This window comes from Micromonospora sp. DT4 (assembly GCF_049841675.1).
Lineage (GTDB): Bacteria > Actinomycetota > Actinomycetes > Mycobacteriales > Micromonosporaceae > Micromonospora.
This window is the reverse complement of the sequence record NZ_JBNCKT010000046.1, coordinates 1-15,894: the sequence shown is the minus strand read 5'-3', so window position 1 is coordinate 15,894 and position 15,894 is coordinate 1. Positions and strand designations below refer to the sequence as shown.

General features: G+C 72.3%; 13 protein-coding genes, 1 tRNA gene and 1 pseudogene. 4 read left to right on the top strand and 11 right to left on the bottom strand.

Annotated elements, in window-relative coordinates:
- The first annotated feature begins 37 nt into the window (after nucleotides 1–37).
- Nucleotides 38–688, top strand: coding sequence for a hypothetical protein (locus ACLQ24_RS15325; RefSeq protein ID WP_425892208.1), 651 nt, complete (start codon nucleotides 38–40; stop codon nucleotides 686–688).
- Between the two features lie 5 nt (nucleotides 689–693).
- Here the strand turns inward: ACLQ24_RS15325 and ACLQ24_RS15320 are convergent, their stop codons facing one another.
- From ACLQ24_RS15320 to fdh, 9 genes are all read right to left on the bottom strand, one after another.
- Nucleotides 694–879, bottom strand: a complete 186-nt coding sequence (locus tag ACLQ24_RS15320) for a hypothetical protein (RefSeq protein WP_355244916.1) — start codon at nucleotides 877–879, stop codon at nucleotides 694–696.
- 71 nt (nucleotides 880–950) lie between these two features.
- Nucleotides 951–2,228: a hemolysin family protein gene (locus tag ACLQ24_RS15315; protein ID WP_425892206.1), complete on the bottom strand. Its 1,278-nt coding sequence runs from the start codon at nucleotides 2,226–2,228 to the stop codon at nucleotides 951–953.
- 80 nt (nucleotides 2,229–2,308) lie between these two features.
- On the bottom strand, nucleotides 2,309–2,506 hold the full coding sequence (locus ACLQ24_RS15310; RefSeq protein WP_145781709.1) for a hypothetical protein: 198 nt from the start codon (nucleotides 2,504–2,506) through the stop codon (nucleotides 2,309–2,311).
- Between the two features lie 48 nt (nucleotides 2,507–2,554).
- Nucleotides 2,555–4,309, bottom strand: a complete 1,755-nt coding sequence (gene selB, locus ACLQ24_RS15305) for a selenocysteine-specific translation elongation factor (protein WP_425892205.1) — start codon at nucleotides 4,307–4,309, stop codon at nucleotides 2,555–2,557.
- A 1-nt stretch (nucleotide 4,310) separates the two neighbouring features.
- Entirely contained in the window at nucleotides 4,311–5,615 is a 1,305-nt protein-coding gene (gene selA, locus ACLQ24_RS15300) for an L-seryl-tRNA(Sec) selenium transferase (RefSeq protein ID WP_425892203.1), read from the bottom strand.
- 20 nt (nucleotides 5,616–5,635) lie between these two features.
- Nucleotides 5,636–5,731 (bottom strand) — tRNA-Sec (locus tag ACLQ24_RS15295).
- Between the two features lie 34 nt (nucleotides 5,732–5,765).
- Nucleotides 5,766–6,950: an NrfD/PsrC family molybdoenzyme membrane anchor subunit gene (nrfD, locus tag ACLQ24_RS15290; protein ID WP_425892201.1), complete on the bottom strand. Its 1,185-nt coding sequence runs from the start codon at nucleotides 6,948–6,950 to the stop codon at nucleotides 5,766–5,768.
- A complete protein-coding gene (locus ACLQ24_RS15285; RefSeq protein WP_425892252.1) occupies nucleotides 6,947–7,918 on the bottom strand; it encodes a 4Fe-4S dicluster domain-containing protein in 972 nt (323 codons plus the stop codon). Before ACLQ24_RS15285 ends, nrfD begins: the two co-directional genes overlap by 4 nt.
- Nucleotides 7,911–11,183: a formate dehydrogenase gene (gene fdh / locus ACLQ24_RS15280; protein ID WP_425892200.1), complete on the bottom strand. Its 3,273-nt coding sequence runs from the start codon at nucleotides 11,181–11,183 to the stop codon at nucleotides 7,911–7,913. Before fdh ends, ACLQ24_RS15285 begins: the two co-directional genes overlap by 8 nt.
- Nucleotides 11,184–11,587: 404 nt before the next feature.
- Here fdh and ACLQ24_RS15275 point away from each other — a divergent pair, with 404 nt between their 5' ends.
- Nucleotides 11,588–11,929, top strand: coding sequence for a hypothetical protein (locus tag ACLQ24_RS15275; RefSeq protein ID WP_425892199.1), 342 nt, complete (start codon nucleotides 11,588–11,590; stop codon nucleotides 11,927–11,929).
- Nucleotides 11,926–12,585 (top strand): nucleotidyl transferase AbiEii/AbiGii toxin family protein, encoded by a 660-nt coding sequence (locus ACLQ24_RS15270; RefSeq protein ID WP_425892197.1) that lies wholly within the window; start codon nucleotides 11,926–11,928, stop codon nucleotides 12,583–12,585. Before ACLQ24_RS15275 ends, ACLQ24_RS15270 begins: the two co-directional genes overlap by 4 nt.
- Nucleotides 12,586–12,625: 40 nt before the next feature.
- Here ACLQ24_RS15270 and ACLQ24_RS15265 read toward each other — a convergent pair whose 3' ends face one another.
- Entirely contained in the window at nucleotides 12,626–13,528 is a 903-nt protein-coding gene (locus tag ACLQ24_RS15265) for an SDR family oxidoreductase (protein ID WP_425892195.1), read from the bottom strand.
- A gap of 174 nt (nucleotides 13,529–13,702) precedes the next feature.
- Between ACLQ24_RS15265 and ACLQ24_RS15260 the strand changes: the two are divergent.
- Nucleotides 13,703–15,494 (top strand): annotated as a pseudogene (locus ACLQ24_RS15260) (bifunctional metallophosphatase/5'-nucleotidase).
- A gap of 55 nt (nucleotides 15,495–15,549) precedes the next feature.
- Here ACLQ24_RS15260 and ACLQ24_RS15255 read toward each other — a convergent pair.
- Nucleotides 15,550–15,723, bottom strand: coding sequence for a hypothetical protein (locus ACLQ24_RS15255; RefSeq protein WP_425892194.1), 174 nt, complete (start codon nucleotides 15,721–15,723; stop codon nucleotides 15,550–15,552).
- Nucleotides 15,724–15,894 lie beyond the last annotated feature (171 nt).

Here is a 15,894-nt window from a genome sequence, read left to right as displayed (position 1 = left end):
GAGGGCTAGCTGGGCGCGGGGCGGGTACCCCTGTGGTGTGGGTGACGATCGAGCCGTCGTGCGGGTCCTGCTGGACCGGCGCAGCCACACGTACGCCGAGGAGGCCGGCATCCGGCTCTCCGACCGCCCCGGTCCGCTGTACCAACTGCTGGTGCTGGCCACCCTGCTGAGCACCCGCATCCGCGCCTGCGTGGCGGTCGACGCCGCACGCGAGCTGTTCGCGGCCGGCTACCGCACACCGCAGGCGATGGAGGCGGCGAGCTGGCAGCAGCGGGTCGACGCGCTGGGCCGTGGTCACTACCGCCGCTACGACGAACGCACCGCCACCATGCTCGGCACCGGCGCCCGGCTATGTCTGGACCGCTGGCACGGCGACCTGCGGCGGCTGCACCGCGAGGCCCAGGGCGACCCCGCCGGGCTACGCCGACGGCTCACCGAGTTTCCCGGCATCGGGTCCACCGGCGCGGACATCTACCTGCGCGAGGCGCAGACGGCCTGGTCCGATCTGCGCCCGTACGCCGACCGTCGGGCCCTCGCCGGCGCGAAGCGGCTCGGTCTGCCGGGCTCACCGGACCGGCTGGCCGGCCTGGTCGACGAACCGGACTTCGGCCGCCTCGCCTCGGCGCTGGTCCGGGTGGCGCTCGGCGAGGAGTCAGCCGGCGAGGTCACCCGCGTCGCCGCCGGGTGAGCCGCTCACTTGACGGTCTTGTCTCCCGGCCGGGTGAGGTGCCACACCAGCAGCGCGGCGAGCAGCGCCAGGACGATGACCCCGCCGGAGATGCCACGGCCCTCCTCGGGGCTGCGGCCGGTGCTGCCGAAATAGATCACCGCGAGGCCGGCGAGGACGGTGACGAACGTACGCAACCCTCGGTCCTTCACGTACCGCACGGTAGGTGCGCGGCAGCCGCGTAAGGGTGTTTCGCGCGTATTGTCCCTCTTTTGGGCGATGCTCAGCGCTCGGTGACGAAGCCGCGCAGCCGGACGCGCCGCACCGCCCGGTCGGCGACCTCCACCACCTCCATGGTCAACCCGGGCAACCGCACCGTCTCGCCCGGCGCCCCCGGCAGGTGCCCCAACCGGGCCAGCACCAGCCCGGCCACCGTCGTGTACTCCCGGGACAGGGGGAAGCTCAGCCGCACCCCCACATCGGGCAGATCGTGCAGGGGGAAGTCACCGGGCACCAGCAGCGACCCGCCCGACTCCCGGACCACGCCGTGCACGTCGCGGTCGGTCTCGTCGTACAACTCCCCGACGACCTCGGCCAACAGATCCTCCAACGTGACGATGCCGTCGACGCCGCCGTGCTCGTCCACGACGAGGGCCAACTGCTGGTGCTCCTGGCGCAGCTGGCGCAGCGCGTCGGCGACCGGCAGGGTGACCGGCAGCAGCAGCGGCGGTCGAGCCCGCTCCCCCACCGTGCCGCCCTCGGCCCGCACCAGGTCGCGGATGTGCACCACGCCAATCACCTCGTCCAGGCCACCCGGGCCGACCACCGGCGCGCGGGACCGGCCGGCCGCGCCGAGCAGGCGTACGCCCTGGCCGGCGAACAGATCGGTCGGCAGCGTGGTCACCTCCCGGCGGGCCACCAGGATCTCCCGCAGCGTCCGACCGGCGATGTCGAACGCGCCGGTCAGGATCTCCCGCTGCTGCGTCGACAGACCCCGCTGACTGGCCAGCATCTCCCGCAGCTCCTCCTCCGTCGTCTCCTCACGGCTGGCCCGTGGGTTCCCGCCGGCCAGGCGGACCACCGCGTCGGTCGCCAAGCTGAGCAGCCACACCGCCGGGCGGGACACCCGGGCCAGCAGGTCCAGCGGCCCGGCGCTGAGCAGCGCCCACCGCTCGGCGCGCTGCATGGCCAGGCGCTTCGGCGCCAACTCGCCCACCACCAGTGTGACGAAGGTCAGGGCCACCGTCACCAGCAGCACCGCGGCCGGGCGGGCCGCCGCGCCGAGGAAACTCAGCGGGCCGACCAACGGCTGAGCGAGCGACACGGCGGCCGCCGCCGAGGCGAGGAACCCGGCCAGGGTGATACCGAGCTGGATGGTGCCCAGATAGCGGTTCGGGTCCCGGGAGAGCCGTACCAGCCGCTCCCCGGCCCGACTGCGCCGACCCAACCGCCGCAACCGCCCCTCGCGCAGCGTCACCAGGGCCATCTCGCTGCCCGAGAGCGCGGCGTTGACCAGCACCAGGACGGCCACCAGCGCCAACTGCCCAAGCTGACCGCCCACCGTGCACCCCCGTTGACCGCCTCAGGTCACTCAACCGCAGCGGGCACGGTTCCGGGCCCGGTTTCCGGCCGACAAGGCGCTCAGTCGACCTCCAGGTCGTCCAGGGAGATGGAGTGCGTCATCAACCACCGGGCCAGCGCCGTCATGCCGAACAGCCACAGCGGCACCGACTCGGTGGGGCCGTTCGTCGCGTAGATGGCAAACCGCAGGTCCGGGGCGCGGTACGCCTCGATCCGCCACTGGTGCTGCCGGTCCCGCCAGACCGCCGAAGGGTCCATGGCGTCACCGTAGGTGAACGAGAGCGGTCCGAGGGCCGGGTTCGGCGCTCAGGTGACGACGACCCGGGCATCGTCGGGCAGCCGGCGGGTGACGCCACGCCGGTCCAGCAACTCCAGCAGCGGCACCGCCACCCGACGGGTGGTGTCCAGCGCCTGCCGGGCCGCCGACAGGGTGAACGGCTGGGGAAGCCCGGCCAGCACGGTGACCGCCGCGTCGAGCGCGTCGGGCAGCAGCACCACGCTGTCGGCCAGCCGCAGCAACGCGCCGGCGCGCACCGCCGCCCCGATCTCCCGGGGGCCCAGGCCCAGATCGACGAGGTGGTGCGCCTCCGGGGCGCGAAACGGCCGGTCCGCGTACTCCGCGCGGACCCGCTGCACGGCCCGCGCCACCGGCTCCGGCAGGGTGTCCACGGCGGCCGCGCCGATCCGGCCGGCGTGCACCCGCAGCGGCGGGCGCACCAGCGCCTCGACCAGCGCCCGGTCGGGCAGGGCGAGACGCTGCCGCAGCGCGTCCACCGGCATGCCCGCCTCCAACGGGTGCTCCCGCGCGTAGCGGGTGACCTCCTCGGTCACCTGGTCGCCGAGCCGCCGCCAGTGCACCGGGTCGGCCAGCCAGTCACCGGCCACCGGAGTGGCCTGCACCGGCACGCCCATGCGGCGCAGCGCGCCGACCCGGACCAGCCGACGGCGACGCAGCTCACCGGCCAGGTCGGGACGACCGTCCAACTCGTCGAGCACCGCCGCGCGGGCAGCCGCCGCGCCCCGGCGGGACAACGGCGGCGGCGCGACGTCGAGGACCCGTACGCCGCCGGCCACGTGATGACGGCCGGGATCGCGCAGCAGCGCCCGGTCGCCGACCAGCAACGGCAGCGGGCGGGCCAGTCGAAGACGGACGGTGTCCACGCCGAGCGGCCGGACCCGCACCGGCACGGCCGCCGATCCGACGTGCAGAGTGAGGGTGGCCGGCAGGTCGGCGGCAGGGTCACCGGCGAGCCGTACGTCGACGAGGCCGGTGCGGTGGAACCGCCCCGGCGTGAGCAGCGCATCACCACGGCCGAGCCGGTCCCGGGGCGTACCCCGGAGGTTGACCGCCACCCGGGCCACGGCCGACGCCTCCGGTCGGGCCTCGCCCAGACAGTGCAGGCCGCGGACCCGGACCGGTTCGTCGGCCCCCGCCAACTCCAGGACGTCGCCGACGCGCAACCGACCGGCGCCCAGGGTTCCGGTGACGACGGTGCCGCTGCCCCGCACGGTGAAGCTGCGGTCCACCCAGAGGCGCACCGGGGCGTCCACGACGGGGGCGGGCAGCCGCGCGACGAGCCGGTCCAGCGCAGCCCGCAACTGCGGCAGCCCGGCACCGGTCAACCCGCTGACCGCCACCGTCTCCACCGCGCCGAGGCTGCTCGCCGCGATCTCGGCCCGGGCACGCTCCGCCGCGGGCGTCGGGTCGGCCAGGTCCGTGCGGGTCACCACCAGCAGGCCGTACCCGACGCCGAGCGCGTCGAGCGCGGCCACATGCTCGGCGGACTGCGGCATCCACCCCTCGTCGGCGGCGACCACGATCAGCGCGGCCGGCACCGGGCCGACTCCCGCGAGCATGTTCGGCACGAACCGCTCGTGCCCGGGCACGTCGACGAGCGCGATCGTCGCCCCGGACGGCAGCGTCGTCCAGGCGAACCCCAGGTCGATGGTCATGCCCCGGCGGCGTTCCTCAACCCACCGGTCGGGTTCCATCCCGGTCAACGCCCGGACCAGTGTCGACTTGCCGTGGTCGACGTGCCCGGCGGTGGCGACGACGAACACCTCAATCGTCCCCGGGTACGCGCAGCACGGCCGCCAAGACCGCGTCGTCGGCGTCGACGGGCACGCAGCGCAGGTCGAGCAGCAGCCGCCCCCGCACCACCCGGCCGAGCACCGGCTGCTCGCCCGTGCGCAGTGGCTCGGCGTACCGCTCGGGCAGGCTCAGCGCCCACGAGTCCAACTCGACGCCGGGGGCGCCGCCGCCGCCGACCACGGCGACCGCCGGCACCACCTCCGCCTTACGTCCGTCCGCGCCGAGCCGGTCGCGCAGCAACTCCACCCGGCGGCGCAGGGCCGCCGGGTCGGCGTGCAGCGCGCTCCGCGTCGGCGTGTCCGGTCGGTGCAGGGTGGCGGCCAGCGCGGCCAGGGTGAGCTTGTCCACGCGCAGCGCCCGGGCCAGCGGGTGGCGGCGCAGCCGTTCGACGAGCGCGGCGTCGCCGAGCAGCAGGCCGGCCTGGGGGCCACCGAGCAGCTTGTCGCCGCTCGCGGTGACCAACGCCGCGCCGGCGCGCAGGGTGCCGGCGGCGTCCGGCTCGTCGGGCAGCAACGGATCTGGCGCGAGGAGCCCGGAGCCGATGTCGGCGACCACCGGCACGTCGAGGGTGGCCAGGCGTCGCACCGGCACCGCCGACGTGAAGCCGGTGATCTGGAAGTTCGACGGGTGCACCTTCAGCACGAAGCCGGTCTGCGGGCCGACGGCCGCGGCGTAGTCGTCGAGCGTGGTGCGGTTGGTGGTGCCCACCTCGCGCAGGCGCCCGCCGGTGCTCTCCAACAGATCGGGCAGGCGGAACCCGTCGCCGATCTCGACCAGTTCGCCGCGGCTGACCACGATCTCCCGGCCGACGGCCAGCGCCGTAGCCGCCAGCACCAGCGCGGCGGCGCCGTTGTTGACCACGTGCACGGCGGCGGCGTCCGGCACGGCGGCGGCGAGCGCGTCGAGCGCGTCCCGGCCCCGGCGCGCGCGTCGCCCGGTGCTCAGATCCAGCTCGACGTCGGTGTGCCCGGCGGCCGCCACGACCGCGGCCACGGCGTCCGGTGACAGCGCTGCCCGGCCCAGATTGGTGTGCAGCACGACACCGGTGGCGTTGAGCACCGCCCGGGGACCTGACGCGGGCAACCCGGCGACGGCGGCGTCCCGCACCTCGTCGGGCGCGATCTCACCGCGGCGGGCCCGCTCCTGCGCCCGCACCACGGCGGCCTTGACCCGGTCCCGGCCGAGGGCCGCGATGGCCGCCGCCAGCCGCGGATCGGCGAGCAGCGTGTCGGTGCGGGGCAACCGACGCCTCGGGTCCTCGCTGCCGTCACGCATCACGTCACTCCTGCCGCCGTTGGCGGAGACGGACGGGAATCGAACCCGCCTGGCCCGGGTCCCGGACCACACCGGTTTTGAAGACCGGGAGGGGCACCAGCCGCCTGAACGCCTCCGTCGCACATTCGATCACAACGCCGGTGCGACCGCTCAGTCAGTCGCCGGATCCACCGTGCTCCGCCGGGCGTTCACCCGCTCGCGTTGCGGTACGACGGTGTAGCGGGGGTCGCGCGCCGACGCGACGCCCCCGTAGAAGATGCCGAACCGCGTGGCGACCGACGCGCCCAGCAACGCGGCCCCGGACAACGCCCCGACCGCGCGACTGCGCCGGCCGAGCAGCACCCCGGCCACCCCGGCGGCGGTCAGCAGCCGACCGGCGCGCAGCAGCCAACCGGGTCGCCCCGACCGGTAGGGCTCACTGAGCAACCCGAGGCGGGTCTCCACCCGATGCGCGCCGTACAGCTCCAGAGCCGCACCGGCCACCGCCATCCGGCGGGCCGGGCCGACCTGCGCCAGCGGCGCGGCGAGCAGACCCACGCCAGCGCCGCTGGCCAGCGCGCTGCCCGCGAAGATCACCGGCAACTCGGGGTACGCCTCATGCCACGACGGCACCGCCGTGTCGGCGAGCAGGACCCCGGTGTACGTCGCCAGGGCCGGCGCGGTGACGGCGGCGACCAGCCCGGCGGCGTGCCCGGCCGGCGGCAGGGCGCGGCCGACCAACCCGAGCAGCCCGCGCCGGGGCAGCCAGCCGGCGGTCTCGGCGATCGCGGCCACGCCGGCGGCCGGTCCGAACGCGGTGAGGATCCAGGTGCCCACCGACATCGGTGAGGTCAACTTGGCGACCCGCAGCATGTGGTGGAACCGCTCCGGCCGGCCCAGGTCCCTGACCAGGAAGACCGCGCTGACGCTGACTGCGCCCAGCGCGGTGACCCGGCCGGCGCGACGCAACACCGGCCGACGGGTGAGCTGGCCCCCCGCGGCCAGCAACGACGAGCCGGCAGCCAGCCCGCCGGTGAACAGGTACGCGGCGATGTCCCACTTCCAGACCGGGGCCTTGAGGACGGGCCGACCGTAGTACGAGGTGAACTCGGCCTCCGGCACCCGCAGCTCTTCACCGCCGCCGCGTCGCCTGCCCCGCCGGCCGGGGGCTTCGGGGCTCCGCCGCACCGAGAGATCGCCCCGGCGGCTGTCGGCGGTGTTTCCGTCGCGCGCGTGACTGTCACCGCTCGCGGCGTCGGTCCGCTGGTCGCTCGACTGTGGCCGGTCACCGCCCTCGGCGGCGAGCCGCTCCCGGAAGCGACGAAACCTGTCGCCCACAGGGCCTGGTGGGGTCATGAGGATCCTCCGACGAACGCGGCGACGGTCGCCGCCGCCATGGCGAGCGCGGCGAGCCCCGCACGTTTCCACATCTTCGGCAGGTCACGGGTGGTCACCACCGGATCGGGCGGCAGCCCGTACACCTCGGGCTCGTCGAGCAGCAGGAAGAACGCGCCGTCACCACCTACACCGTCGTTCGGGTCGTGCCCGTACAGCCGCGCCTCGGGGACCCCCCGCTCGTGCAGCGTCTCGACCCGGGCGGCCGCGCGTTCACGCAACTCGTCCAGGGGCCCGTACTGGATCGACTCGGTCGGGCACGCCTGGGCGCACGCCGGGGTCATCCCCGCACCCAACCGGTCGTAGCAGAGCGTGCACTTCCACGCCCGACCATCGCCCTTACGCTGATCGATCACCCCGTACGGACACGCCGAAATGCAGTACCCACACCCGTTGCAGATGTCCTCCTGCACCACCACCGTCCCGAACTCCGTCCGGAACAACGAACCCGTCGGACACACATCCAGACACGCCGCATGCGTGCAGTGCTTGCACACATCCGACATCATCAACCACCGAAAATCGGTGCGCTCACCGACGCCCGTGCCCCGGCCCGGCGGCTGCGCCCCCGGCATACCCAGGAACTGCGGTCCCGCCCCCGACTCGGCCGGCCGGTCACGGCCGGCGTCGACCGGCGCGCCGAGGACGTCCGACGACGCGGCGCCATGCCCGGCCGGGCGCGGCTGCTCGACGAACGCCACGTGCCGCCACGAGTTCGCGGTCAACGCGCCCGTGTTGTCGTACGACATGCCCAGCAGGTCCAGGCCGCCCTCCGGGACACCGTTCCACTCTTTGCACGCGACCTCGCAGGCCTTGCAGCCGATGCAGACACTGGTGTCGGTGAAGAACCCCATCCGGGGCGGCGCGTTCTCATACCCGGCCTCGGGCGCCGGGTCCAGCGGTCCGTAAAGGCTGTTCGGATCAGGAATCACCGCTGCCCTCCGCGTCCTGGTCGGTGGTGACGGCCGGCGCGGGCCCACCCGGGGTGATCCCGGCACGGCGCTGGTAGTCGGCCACCAGGTCGAGCAGCGCCCGCCCGGTGGGACGGCGGCCGGGCCGCACGTCGCAGGTGCCCACCTTGCTCTCCTGGATCAGGACGTTGGGGTCGAGGGTGATGCCGAACAGGTCGTTGGCCGAGTCGCCGGTGACCAGGCCCTCGAAACCGAAGTGGTACGGCAGCCACACCTGATGGATGGCCCGACCCTCCACCCGCAGCGGCGTGAGCCGGTCGGTCACCAGCACCTTCGCCTCGATCACCGCCCGACCGCTGACCAGATGCGCCCACCCCAGGTGGACCAACCCGGTCTCGGCGGCCAGCGCGGGTGACACCTCGACGAACATCTCCGGCTGCAACTCGGCCAGCGGGCGCACCGTCCGGCTCATGCCGCCGGCGGTGTGGTGCTCGGTGAGCCGGCTGACCGTGAACACGTACGGGAAGACCTGGCTGTGCTCCTGGGGCGGGCTCGGATTGACCGAGTTCACCGGGTGCGCGTACGACTTGCGCGTCGGGTTGGCCTGCTGGCGGTAGAGCGGGTTGCGCACCGGCGACTCGACCGGCTCGTAGTGGGTGGGCAGCGGCCCGTCCAGGACGCCGCTCGGCGCATACAGCCAACCCTTGCCGTCGCCCTGCATGACGAACGGGTCGTCACCGGCGATCCCCTCCGGCCCGGACGCGCCGGCCGGCGGGCGGTACGACGGCGGTTTGGTCTTCTCGAAGTCCGGCACGTCGTAGCCGGTCCACTCGGCCTTGTCCGGATCCCACCAGACGTACTTCTTGCGCTCGCTCCACGGGTTGCCGTCCGGGTCGGCCGAGGCGCGGTTGTAGAGGATCCGGCGGTTCGCCGGCCACGCCCAACCCCACTCGGCGGCCACCCAGTCCTGCTCGTGTCGGGACTTGCGCCGGGCGGCCTGGTTCACGCCGTCGGCGTACACGCCGGTGTAGATCCAGCAGCCGATGGCCGTGGAGCCGTCGGCCTGGGCCTCGGCGAAGCTGGACAGTGGCCGGCCGGTCGTCACGTCGTACCCGTTGATCTCGCGCAGCACGGACTCGGCGCTGGGCTCCGCGTTCGGACCGTGCGTGGGGTAATCCCAGGTGAGATCGAGCAGCGCCCGGTCGCGCGGCAGCGGCGAGCCGGCCAGCTTCTCCCGCAGCCGGCGGCCCAGGTGGTAGAAGAACCACAGCTCGGAGCGGGCGTCGCCGGGCGGCTCGACGGCCTTCTCCCGCCACTGCAACAACCGCTGCGTCTGGGTGAACGTGCCCTCCTTCTCCACGTGCGAGGCGGCGGGCAGGAAGAACACCTCGGTCCGGCACTCCTCGGGCACGATCTCGCCGGTGGCCACCTCGGGGCCGTTCTTCCAGAAGGTGGCGCTCTCGATCATGAACAGGTCTCGGACGACCAGCCAGTCGAGGTTGGCCATGCCGAGGCGTTGCGCACGGCCGTGCGCGGAACCGACGGCCGGGTTCTGCCCGAGCAGGAAGTACCCCTTGATCTTCCCGTCGATCATGTCCAGGACCTGCTGGTAGGTGCCGTGGTCGCCGGTCATCCGCGGCAGGTAGCCGTAGCCGAAGTCGTTCTCCGGAGTCGCGGCATCCCCCCAGTACGCCTTGAGCAGGCTAGCCGCGAACGACCCGGCGTTGCCCCAGAACCCCTTCTGCCCCGGATGGCGGATGCTGTCCACCCACTCGTCGAAGGTGGGGTGGTCGGCGTGGTGGGGCATGGGCAGGTAGCCGGGTAGCAGGTTGAACAGGGTGGGGATGTCGGTGGAACCCTGGATGCTGGCGTGCCCGCGCAGCGCCATCACCCCGCCACCGGGGCGACCCATGTTGCCCAGCAGGAGTTGAATGATCGCTCCGGCGCGGATGTACTGCACGCCGACACTGTGCTGCGTCCAGCCCACGGAGTAGACCAACATGCCGGTGCGTTCCCGGCCCGAGTTCGCCGTCCACGCCTGGGCCAGTTCCAGGAACTTGTCCTGCGGGATACCGCAAACCCGCTCCACCATCTCCGGGGTGTAGCGCGCGTAGTGCCGCTTGAGGATCTGGTACACGCAGCGGGGATGCTGCAACGTCTCGTCCCGCTGGGTCTGCCCACCCACCTGCGCACCGTGCGACTCGTGCCGCAGGCCGGCGGCGGTGTCCCGCTCCTTCGCGGTGTGTCCACTGCCCGAAGAATCCTCGTGCCCCTCGTACTGCCAACTGTCCTGCACGTAGCTGCCGGTCTCGGGATCGAAGCCGGAAAAGAACCCGTCGCCGTCCTCGGTGTCCTTGAACTGGTCGCTGACGATCGTCGCCGCGTTGGTGTACGCCAGGACGTACTCGCGGAAGTCCAGCTCGTTGTCGAGGATGTACCGGATCACCCCACCCAGCAGCGCGATATCCGTCCCCGCCCGGATCGGCAGGTACGCGTCAGCGACCGCGCTCGTCCGCGTGAACCGCGGGTCGACGTGGAAGACCTTCGCGCCACGACGCTTGGCCTCCATCACCCACTGGAACCCCACCGGGTGGGCTTCCGCCATGTTCGAACCCTGAATGACGATGACGTCAGCGTTGGCGATGTCCTGCTGGAAGTCCGTCGCACCGCCACGACCGAAGCTGGCCCCCAGACCGGGGACGGTGGCGGAGTGTCAAATACGGGCCTGGTTCTCGATCTGCAACGCCCCCATCGCGGTGAACAACTTCTTGATGAGGTAATTCTCCTCGTTGTCCAGCGTCGCCCCACCCAGACTGGAGATCCCCAACGTCCGGTTCAGCGGCCGACCCTCGTCGTCGCGGTCCTCCCAGGTCTCCTCGCGTGCCGCGAGAATCCGGTCGGCGATCATGTCGAGTGCCGTGTCGAGGTCGAGGTCCTCCCACTGCGTCGAGTAGGGCCGGCGGTAGCGGACCGTGGTCTGGCGCAGCGGACTCGTCACCAGGCTCTTACTCGCCGCCCCCTTCGGACACAGCCGGCCCCGCGAGATCGGACTGTCCGGATCACCCTCGATCTGCGTGACCTGCCCGTCGGCGACGTACACCCGCTGGCCACACCCCACCGCGCAGTACGGGCAGACGGACCGGGCCACGCTCTCGGCGTCCCCGGTGCGGGCGGTCAGGGCAGCCGAGCGCGCCGACTTGGCCGCCGCCCCCCGCCCCAACGGGTCCGTGCCGGTGAGCTGGCGGTACACCGGCCAACCCTCGACGAACGTCCGCAGACCCATCCCCGACACCCCCTTCCACGCGAGCGACCTCACGAACATAGGTCAGACGGTGAGTCTTCGCTAATCGAGGGGTCGCTGCCTCTCGCGGGGACGGTCCCACCGGCCCAGGCGCCACGTCAGGGCCGCAATCATCACCGCCGCGGCGGCGAGGTGCAGCACGACGAGGGCGGCTAGCAGTACACGTGCAACTCCCGCCGGGGCCGCTGCGCCAACCCCGCGAAGACCACCTCGTCGACCTCGGCCAGAGGGCCCCGTTCCCCGCCCCGCGTCTCCGTACCCATCACGTCATGCTCCCGTCCCGTCGTATCCCGTCCCACCTATGACGGGCGCGAGCACGAAAACTCATCACCCACGTCGCACGCTCCTGAGCGACACCCGGCCCGGCGGGCGGTTACCCTGACACCATGCAGGCCGTCTCGCCCCCCGCGACCGGCGTGGTCTTCCTGACCCGCCCGGGTCGTCCGGCCGTCGTGGCGCGAACGCTCACCGAGCTGGCCGGCCCCACCCGCGGCCTGGTGGAGTTGCCGGTGCGGTTGATGTGGAACGCCGAGCGCACCTTCGACCTCGGCGACCCCGACCAACTGCTCTGGATGTACGAGAACGTGCTGCGTGAGACGGCCAGCGCCGACGACCTGCGCGCCCTGATCAACGGGCGCACACTGCGGCGGGTGTGGCGGCTGCTCAACCTCCCCCGGGGCGTCCGCCTCGCCTGGGAGAGCCGGCACCGCGGCCTGCGCGCGGCGTGATCGCACCACACCTGCACGACTTCTACCGGGAGGTCGCCCGGGTGGCGTTGACCGCCGCCGGGCCGTACCGGTTCGTGCTCGGCGGCGGGGTGGCCTGGGCCGCGCACGGCCTGGTGGCCCGGCCGACCGAGGACGTGGACCTCTTCGCCGACGTGGAGGGTGCCGCCGCCGCGGCCTCCGCCGGGGTGCGGGCCGCGCTGGAGCGCGCCGGTTTCACCGTCACCGACGCCGACCCGGACAGCGAACTCGCCGACCTGTTCGACGGGTACGGCCGCGACATGAAGGACTTCGTGGTCAGCCGCGACGGGCGGCAGATCCGGCTGAGCCTGGCCCGGCTCGACCGGCAGCAGAGCCCGGTCGTGATGGACCTCGGCCCGGTGATGGACGTACGCGACCTGGTCGCCAACAAGATCGCGGCGCTGGTCAACCGGCGGGAGGTCCGGGACTTCATCGACGTGGCGGCGGCGCTGGAGCACTACGACGTGACGCAACTGCTGATGCTGGCCCGGCAGGTCGACCCCGCGCTCGACCCGGACGACGTCCGCGCCGCCGGACGGTACCTCGACCGGCTGTCCGACACGCGTTTCGGCCGCTACGGCCTCGGCATCGACGACGTCGCGCGGGTGCGCCGACGCTTCGCCACCTGGCCCCGCTGAGGCCGAGTGATCACCAACGGTGACCACCCGGCCGTCGGGATCACTTGGTCGGTCGACCGCCGGTGACCCCCAAGATCTCGCCCGTGACGTAGCTGGACTCCTGGGAGGCGAAGAAGACGTACGCCGGGGCCAGCTCCGCCGGCTGCCCGGGCCGGCCCTCCGGGGTGTCGGTGCCGAACTTCTCGACCTTCTCCTTCGGCATGGTGGCCGGGATCAGCGGAGTCCAGACCGGGCCGGGCGCGACCGCGTTGACCCGGATGCCCTGCTGCGCCAGGTCGGCGGCGAGGGCCTTGGTGAAGTTGGCGATCCCCGCCTTGGTGGTGGCGTAGTCCAGCAACTGCGGCGACGGGTCGAACGCCTGGATCGACGCCGTGTTGATGATCGCCGACCCCTCGGCCAGGCGCGGGATGGCGAACTTGCAGAGCCAGAACATCGCGTACAGGTTGGTCTTGAGCACCCGGTCGAACTGCTCGGTGCTGATCCCGAGGATGCCCTTGTCCTGGGACATCTGGTATGCCGCGTTGTTCACCAGGATGTCGATGCCACCCAGGTCGCGCACCGTCCGGTCGACCAACTCCTGGCAGTGCGCCTCATCGCGGATGTCACCGCGTACCGCGATGCCGCGCCGACCGGCCTCCTCGACGAGTCGGACGGTCTCGCGGGCGTCGGCGTCCTCCTCCTCGCCGAGGTACGAGATCAGCACATCGGCGCCCTCCCGGGCGAATGCGATCGCCACGGCCCGGCCGATCCCCGAGTCACCGCCGGTGATCAGCGCCCGCTTGCCGTCCAGCCTCCCGCTACCCCGGTACGACTCCTCACCGTGGTCCGGCTTCGGCGTCATCTCCCCGGTCGAGCCGGGCGGCGACTGCTGCTGGCCCGGCGAACCGGACTGCTGGCCGTACTGGCTGGTCGGGTCCTGCTGGGTGTGCTGGTCCTCACTCACCGAATCTCCTCGCGCCGGGCGGGTTGCTCCCCCATGAACTCCGTCCCGATCGCCCTACCCCGCGTCGTCCTGCGGAAACCGGGGCTGACGGGGCTGACGTAGCGGGAGTGACAGGCGCTGGTTATGGTGCGCGAGGCGCTCACGAGGCGCGTCAACCCCATGGAAAGGCACGTCATGACCTCTGGATCCGGTCCGTCGCGTCGCCAGGTGCTCGCGGTCGCCGCCGCAGCGGCGACCGCCCCGCTGATCGCCGCCGCCCCCGCCCAGGCGGCGGGCCCGGCCCGGTCGCGCACCTGGGACCTCACGCTGCTCGGCACATCGGACACGCACGGCAACGTCTACAACTGGGACTACTACCGCGACGCCGAGTACGACGACAGCAAGCACAACGACGTCGGCGTCGCGAAGCTGGCGACCCTGATCAACCAGATCCGACGCGAGCGACGTGGCAAGGCGACGCTGGTGCTCGACGCCGGCGACACCATCCAGGGCACCCCCCCTCGCGACGTACTACGCCAAGCAGGAGCCAATCACCGCCACCGGCGAGAAGCACCCGATGGCGCGGGCGATGAACGTCATCGACTACGACGCCGTGACGCTGGGCAACCACGAGTTCAACTACGGTCTGCCGCTGCTGGACCTGTGGATCCGCCAGCTCGGCTTCCCGGCCCTCGCCGCCAACGCGGTCAACGCGAAGACGGGTAAGCCGGCCTTCCAGCCGTACGTCATCAAGAAGATCTCCCTCGGCTTCGCCGCGCCGACCCTGCGGGTCGGCATCCTCGGCCTGACCAACCCCGGCGTGGCCATCTGGGACCGGGGCAACGTCGAGGGCAAGCTGCGCTTCGACGACATGGTCGAGACCGCGGCGAAGTGGGTGCCGATCATGCGGGCCCGCGGCGCGGACATCGTGCTGATCTCCGCGCACGGCGGCGACAGCGGCACCTCCAGCTACGGCCCGGAGCTGCCCAACGAGAACCCGGTGGCGCTGATCGCCCAGCAGGTGCCGGGGATCGACGCGATCCTCTTCGGGCACGCCCACAACGAGGTGGTCGAGCGGTTCGTCACCAACGAGCGGACCGGCGCGCAGGTGCTGCTCTCCGAGCCCTCGAAGTGGGGCCAGCGGCTCACCCGGATGGACTTCACCCTCACCCGTGAACGTGGCCGGTGGACGATCACCAAACGGGCCGCCACCATGCTGAACACCAACATGGTCGTCGAGGACCCGAAGGTACTCGCGGCCGTCCGGGCCCAGCACGCCAAGACCGTGGCGTACGTCAACCAGGTGGTCGCCACGTCCACGGTGGAGTTGTCCGCGGCGGAGTCCCGCTACAAGGACACCCCGATCCTCGACTTCATCAACCACGTGCAGACCGAGGTGGTCGGCGCGGCGCTGGCCGGCACCGCGTACGCGGACCTGCCGGTGCTGTCGATCGCGGCGCCGTTCAGTCGTACCGCCGTCTTCCCCGCCGGCGACGTCAAGATCCGCGACGTGGCCGGCCTGTACGTGTACGACAACACCCTCGAAGCCGTCGTGCTCAGCGGCGCCGAGGTACGCGCGTACCTGGAGTACTCGGCGAAGTACTTCCGCACCCTCGCGCCGGGCGCGACCGTCGACCCGGAGCAGATCAACGATCCGGCGGTGCCGGACTACAACTACGACGTGATCTCCGGCCTAGACTACGACATCGACATCGCCAAGCCGGTCGGCCAGCGCATCACCCGGCTGGTGCTGCCCGGCACCGACACCGCGGTCGCGGACGACGCGCAGTTCGTGGTGGCGGTGAACAACTACCGGCGCAGCGGCGGCGGCAACTTCCCCGGCATCGTAAAGACCCAGGTCTACAACGCGCAGCAGGAGATCCGCCAGCTGCTCATCGACTGGGCGCAGGCCGAGGGGACCATCAACCCGGACGACTTCTTCCAGCTCAACTGGCGTCTCGTCCGCGAGGGCGTGCCGGTCTTCTGACCGGGGTCCCGAGGCGGGCCGTGGGTGGCGACACCCGCGGCCCGCCTGCGCTTTCTCAGCCCTGGACGTTCCAGCGGATCGGGTCCTCGGCCTTCTCCGGTCGGTCCCGTCCGGGATCGGTCTCGGTCAGGGCGACCTGATCCTCCGGGCGGACGGTGGGCGGTAGCTCCCCGAACCGGATGTGGCGCAGGAACGCGTACTCGTCGTCGGTGAACGGTTGCTCGGTCATCGGCACCCCCTCCCCTGCCATTTTCCGACGGCGGGCAGTCCCCGCATCGGTCTGTCGGCTGAGGGCCCGCCCGTAGTTTCCAGACCAAAAACAACGCTAAGAGCGACCGGCAATAGGCGTCACTTGAGTCGGCGGGTTGTCGGTCGGGTGTCCCAGCGATAGAGCGTGCGG

Bases quoted from the DNA above. Each gene is read 5' to 3' on its own strand.
- ACLQ24_RS15310 (WP_145781709.1), bottom strand. From the start codon at position 2,506: ATGGACCCTTCGGCGGTCTGGCGGGACCGGCAGCACCAGTGGCGGATC.
- selA (WP_425892203.1), bottom strand. From the start codon at position 5,615: ATGCGTGACGGCAGCGAGGACCCGAGGCGTCGGTTGCCCCGCACCGAC.
- nrfD (WP_425892201.1), bottom strand. From the start codon at position 6,950: ATGACCCCACCAGGCCCTGTGGGCGACAGGTTTCGTCGCTTCCGGGAG.
- ACLQ24_RS15275 (WP_425892199.1), top strand. From the start codon at position 11,588: ATGCAGGCCGTCTCGCCCCCCGCGACCGGCGTGGTCTTCCTGACCCGC.
- ACLQ24_RS15255 (WP_425892194.1), bottom strand. From the start codon at position 15,723: ATGACCGAGCAACCGTTCACCGACGACGAGTACGCGTTCCTGCGCCAC.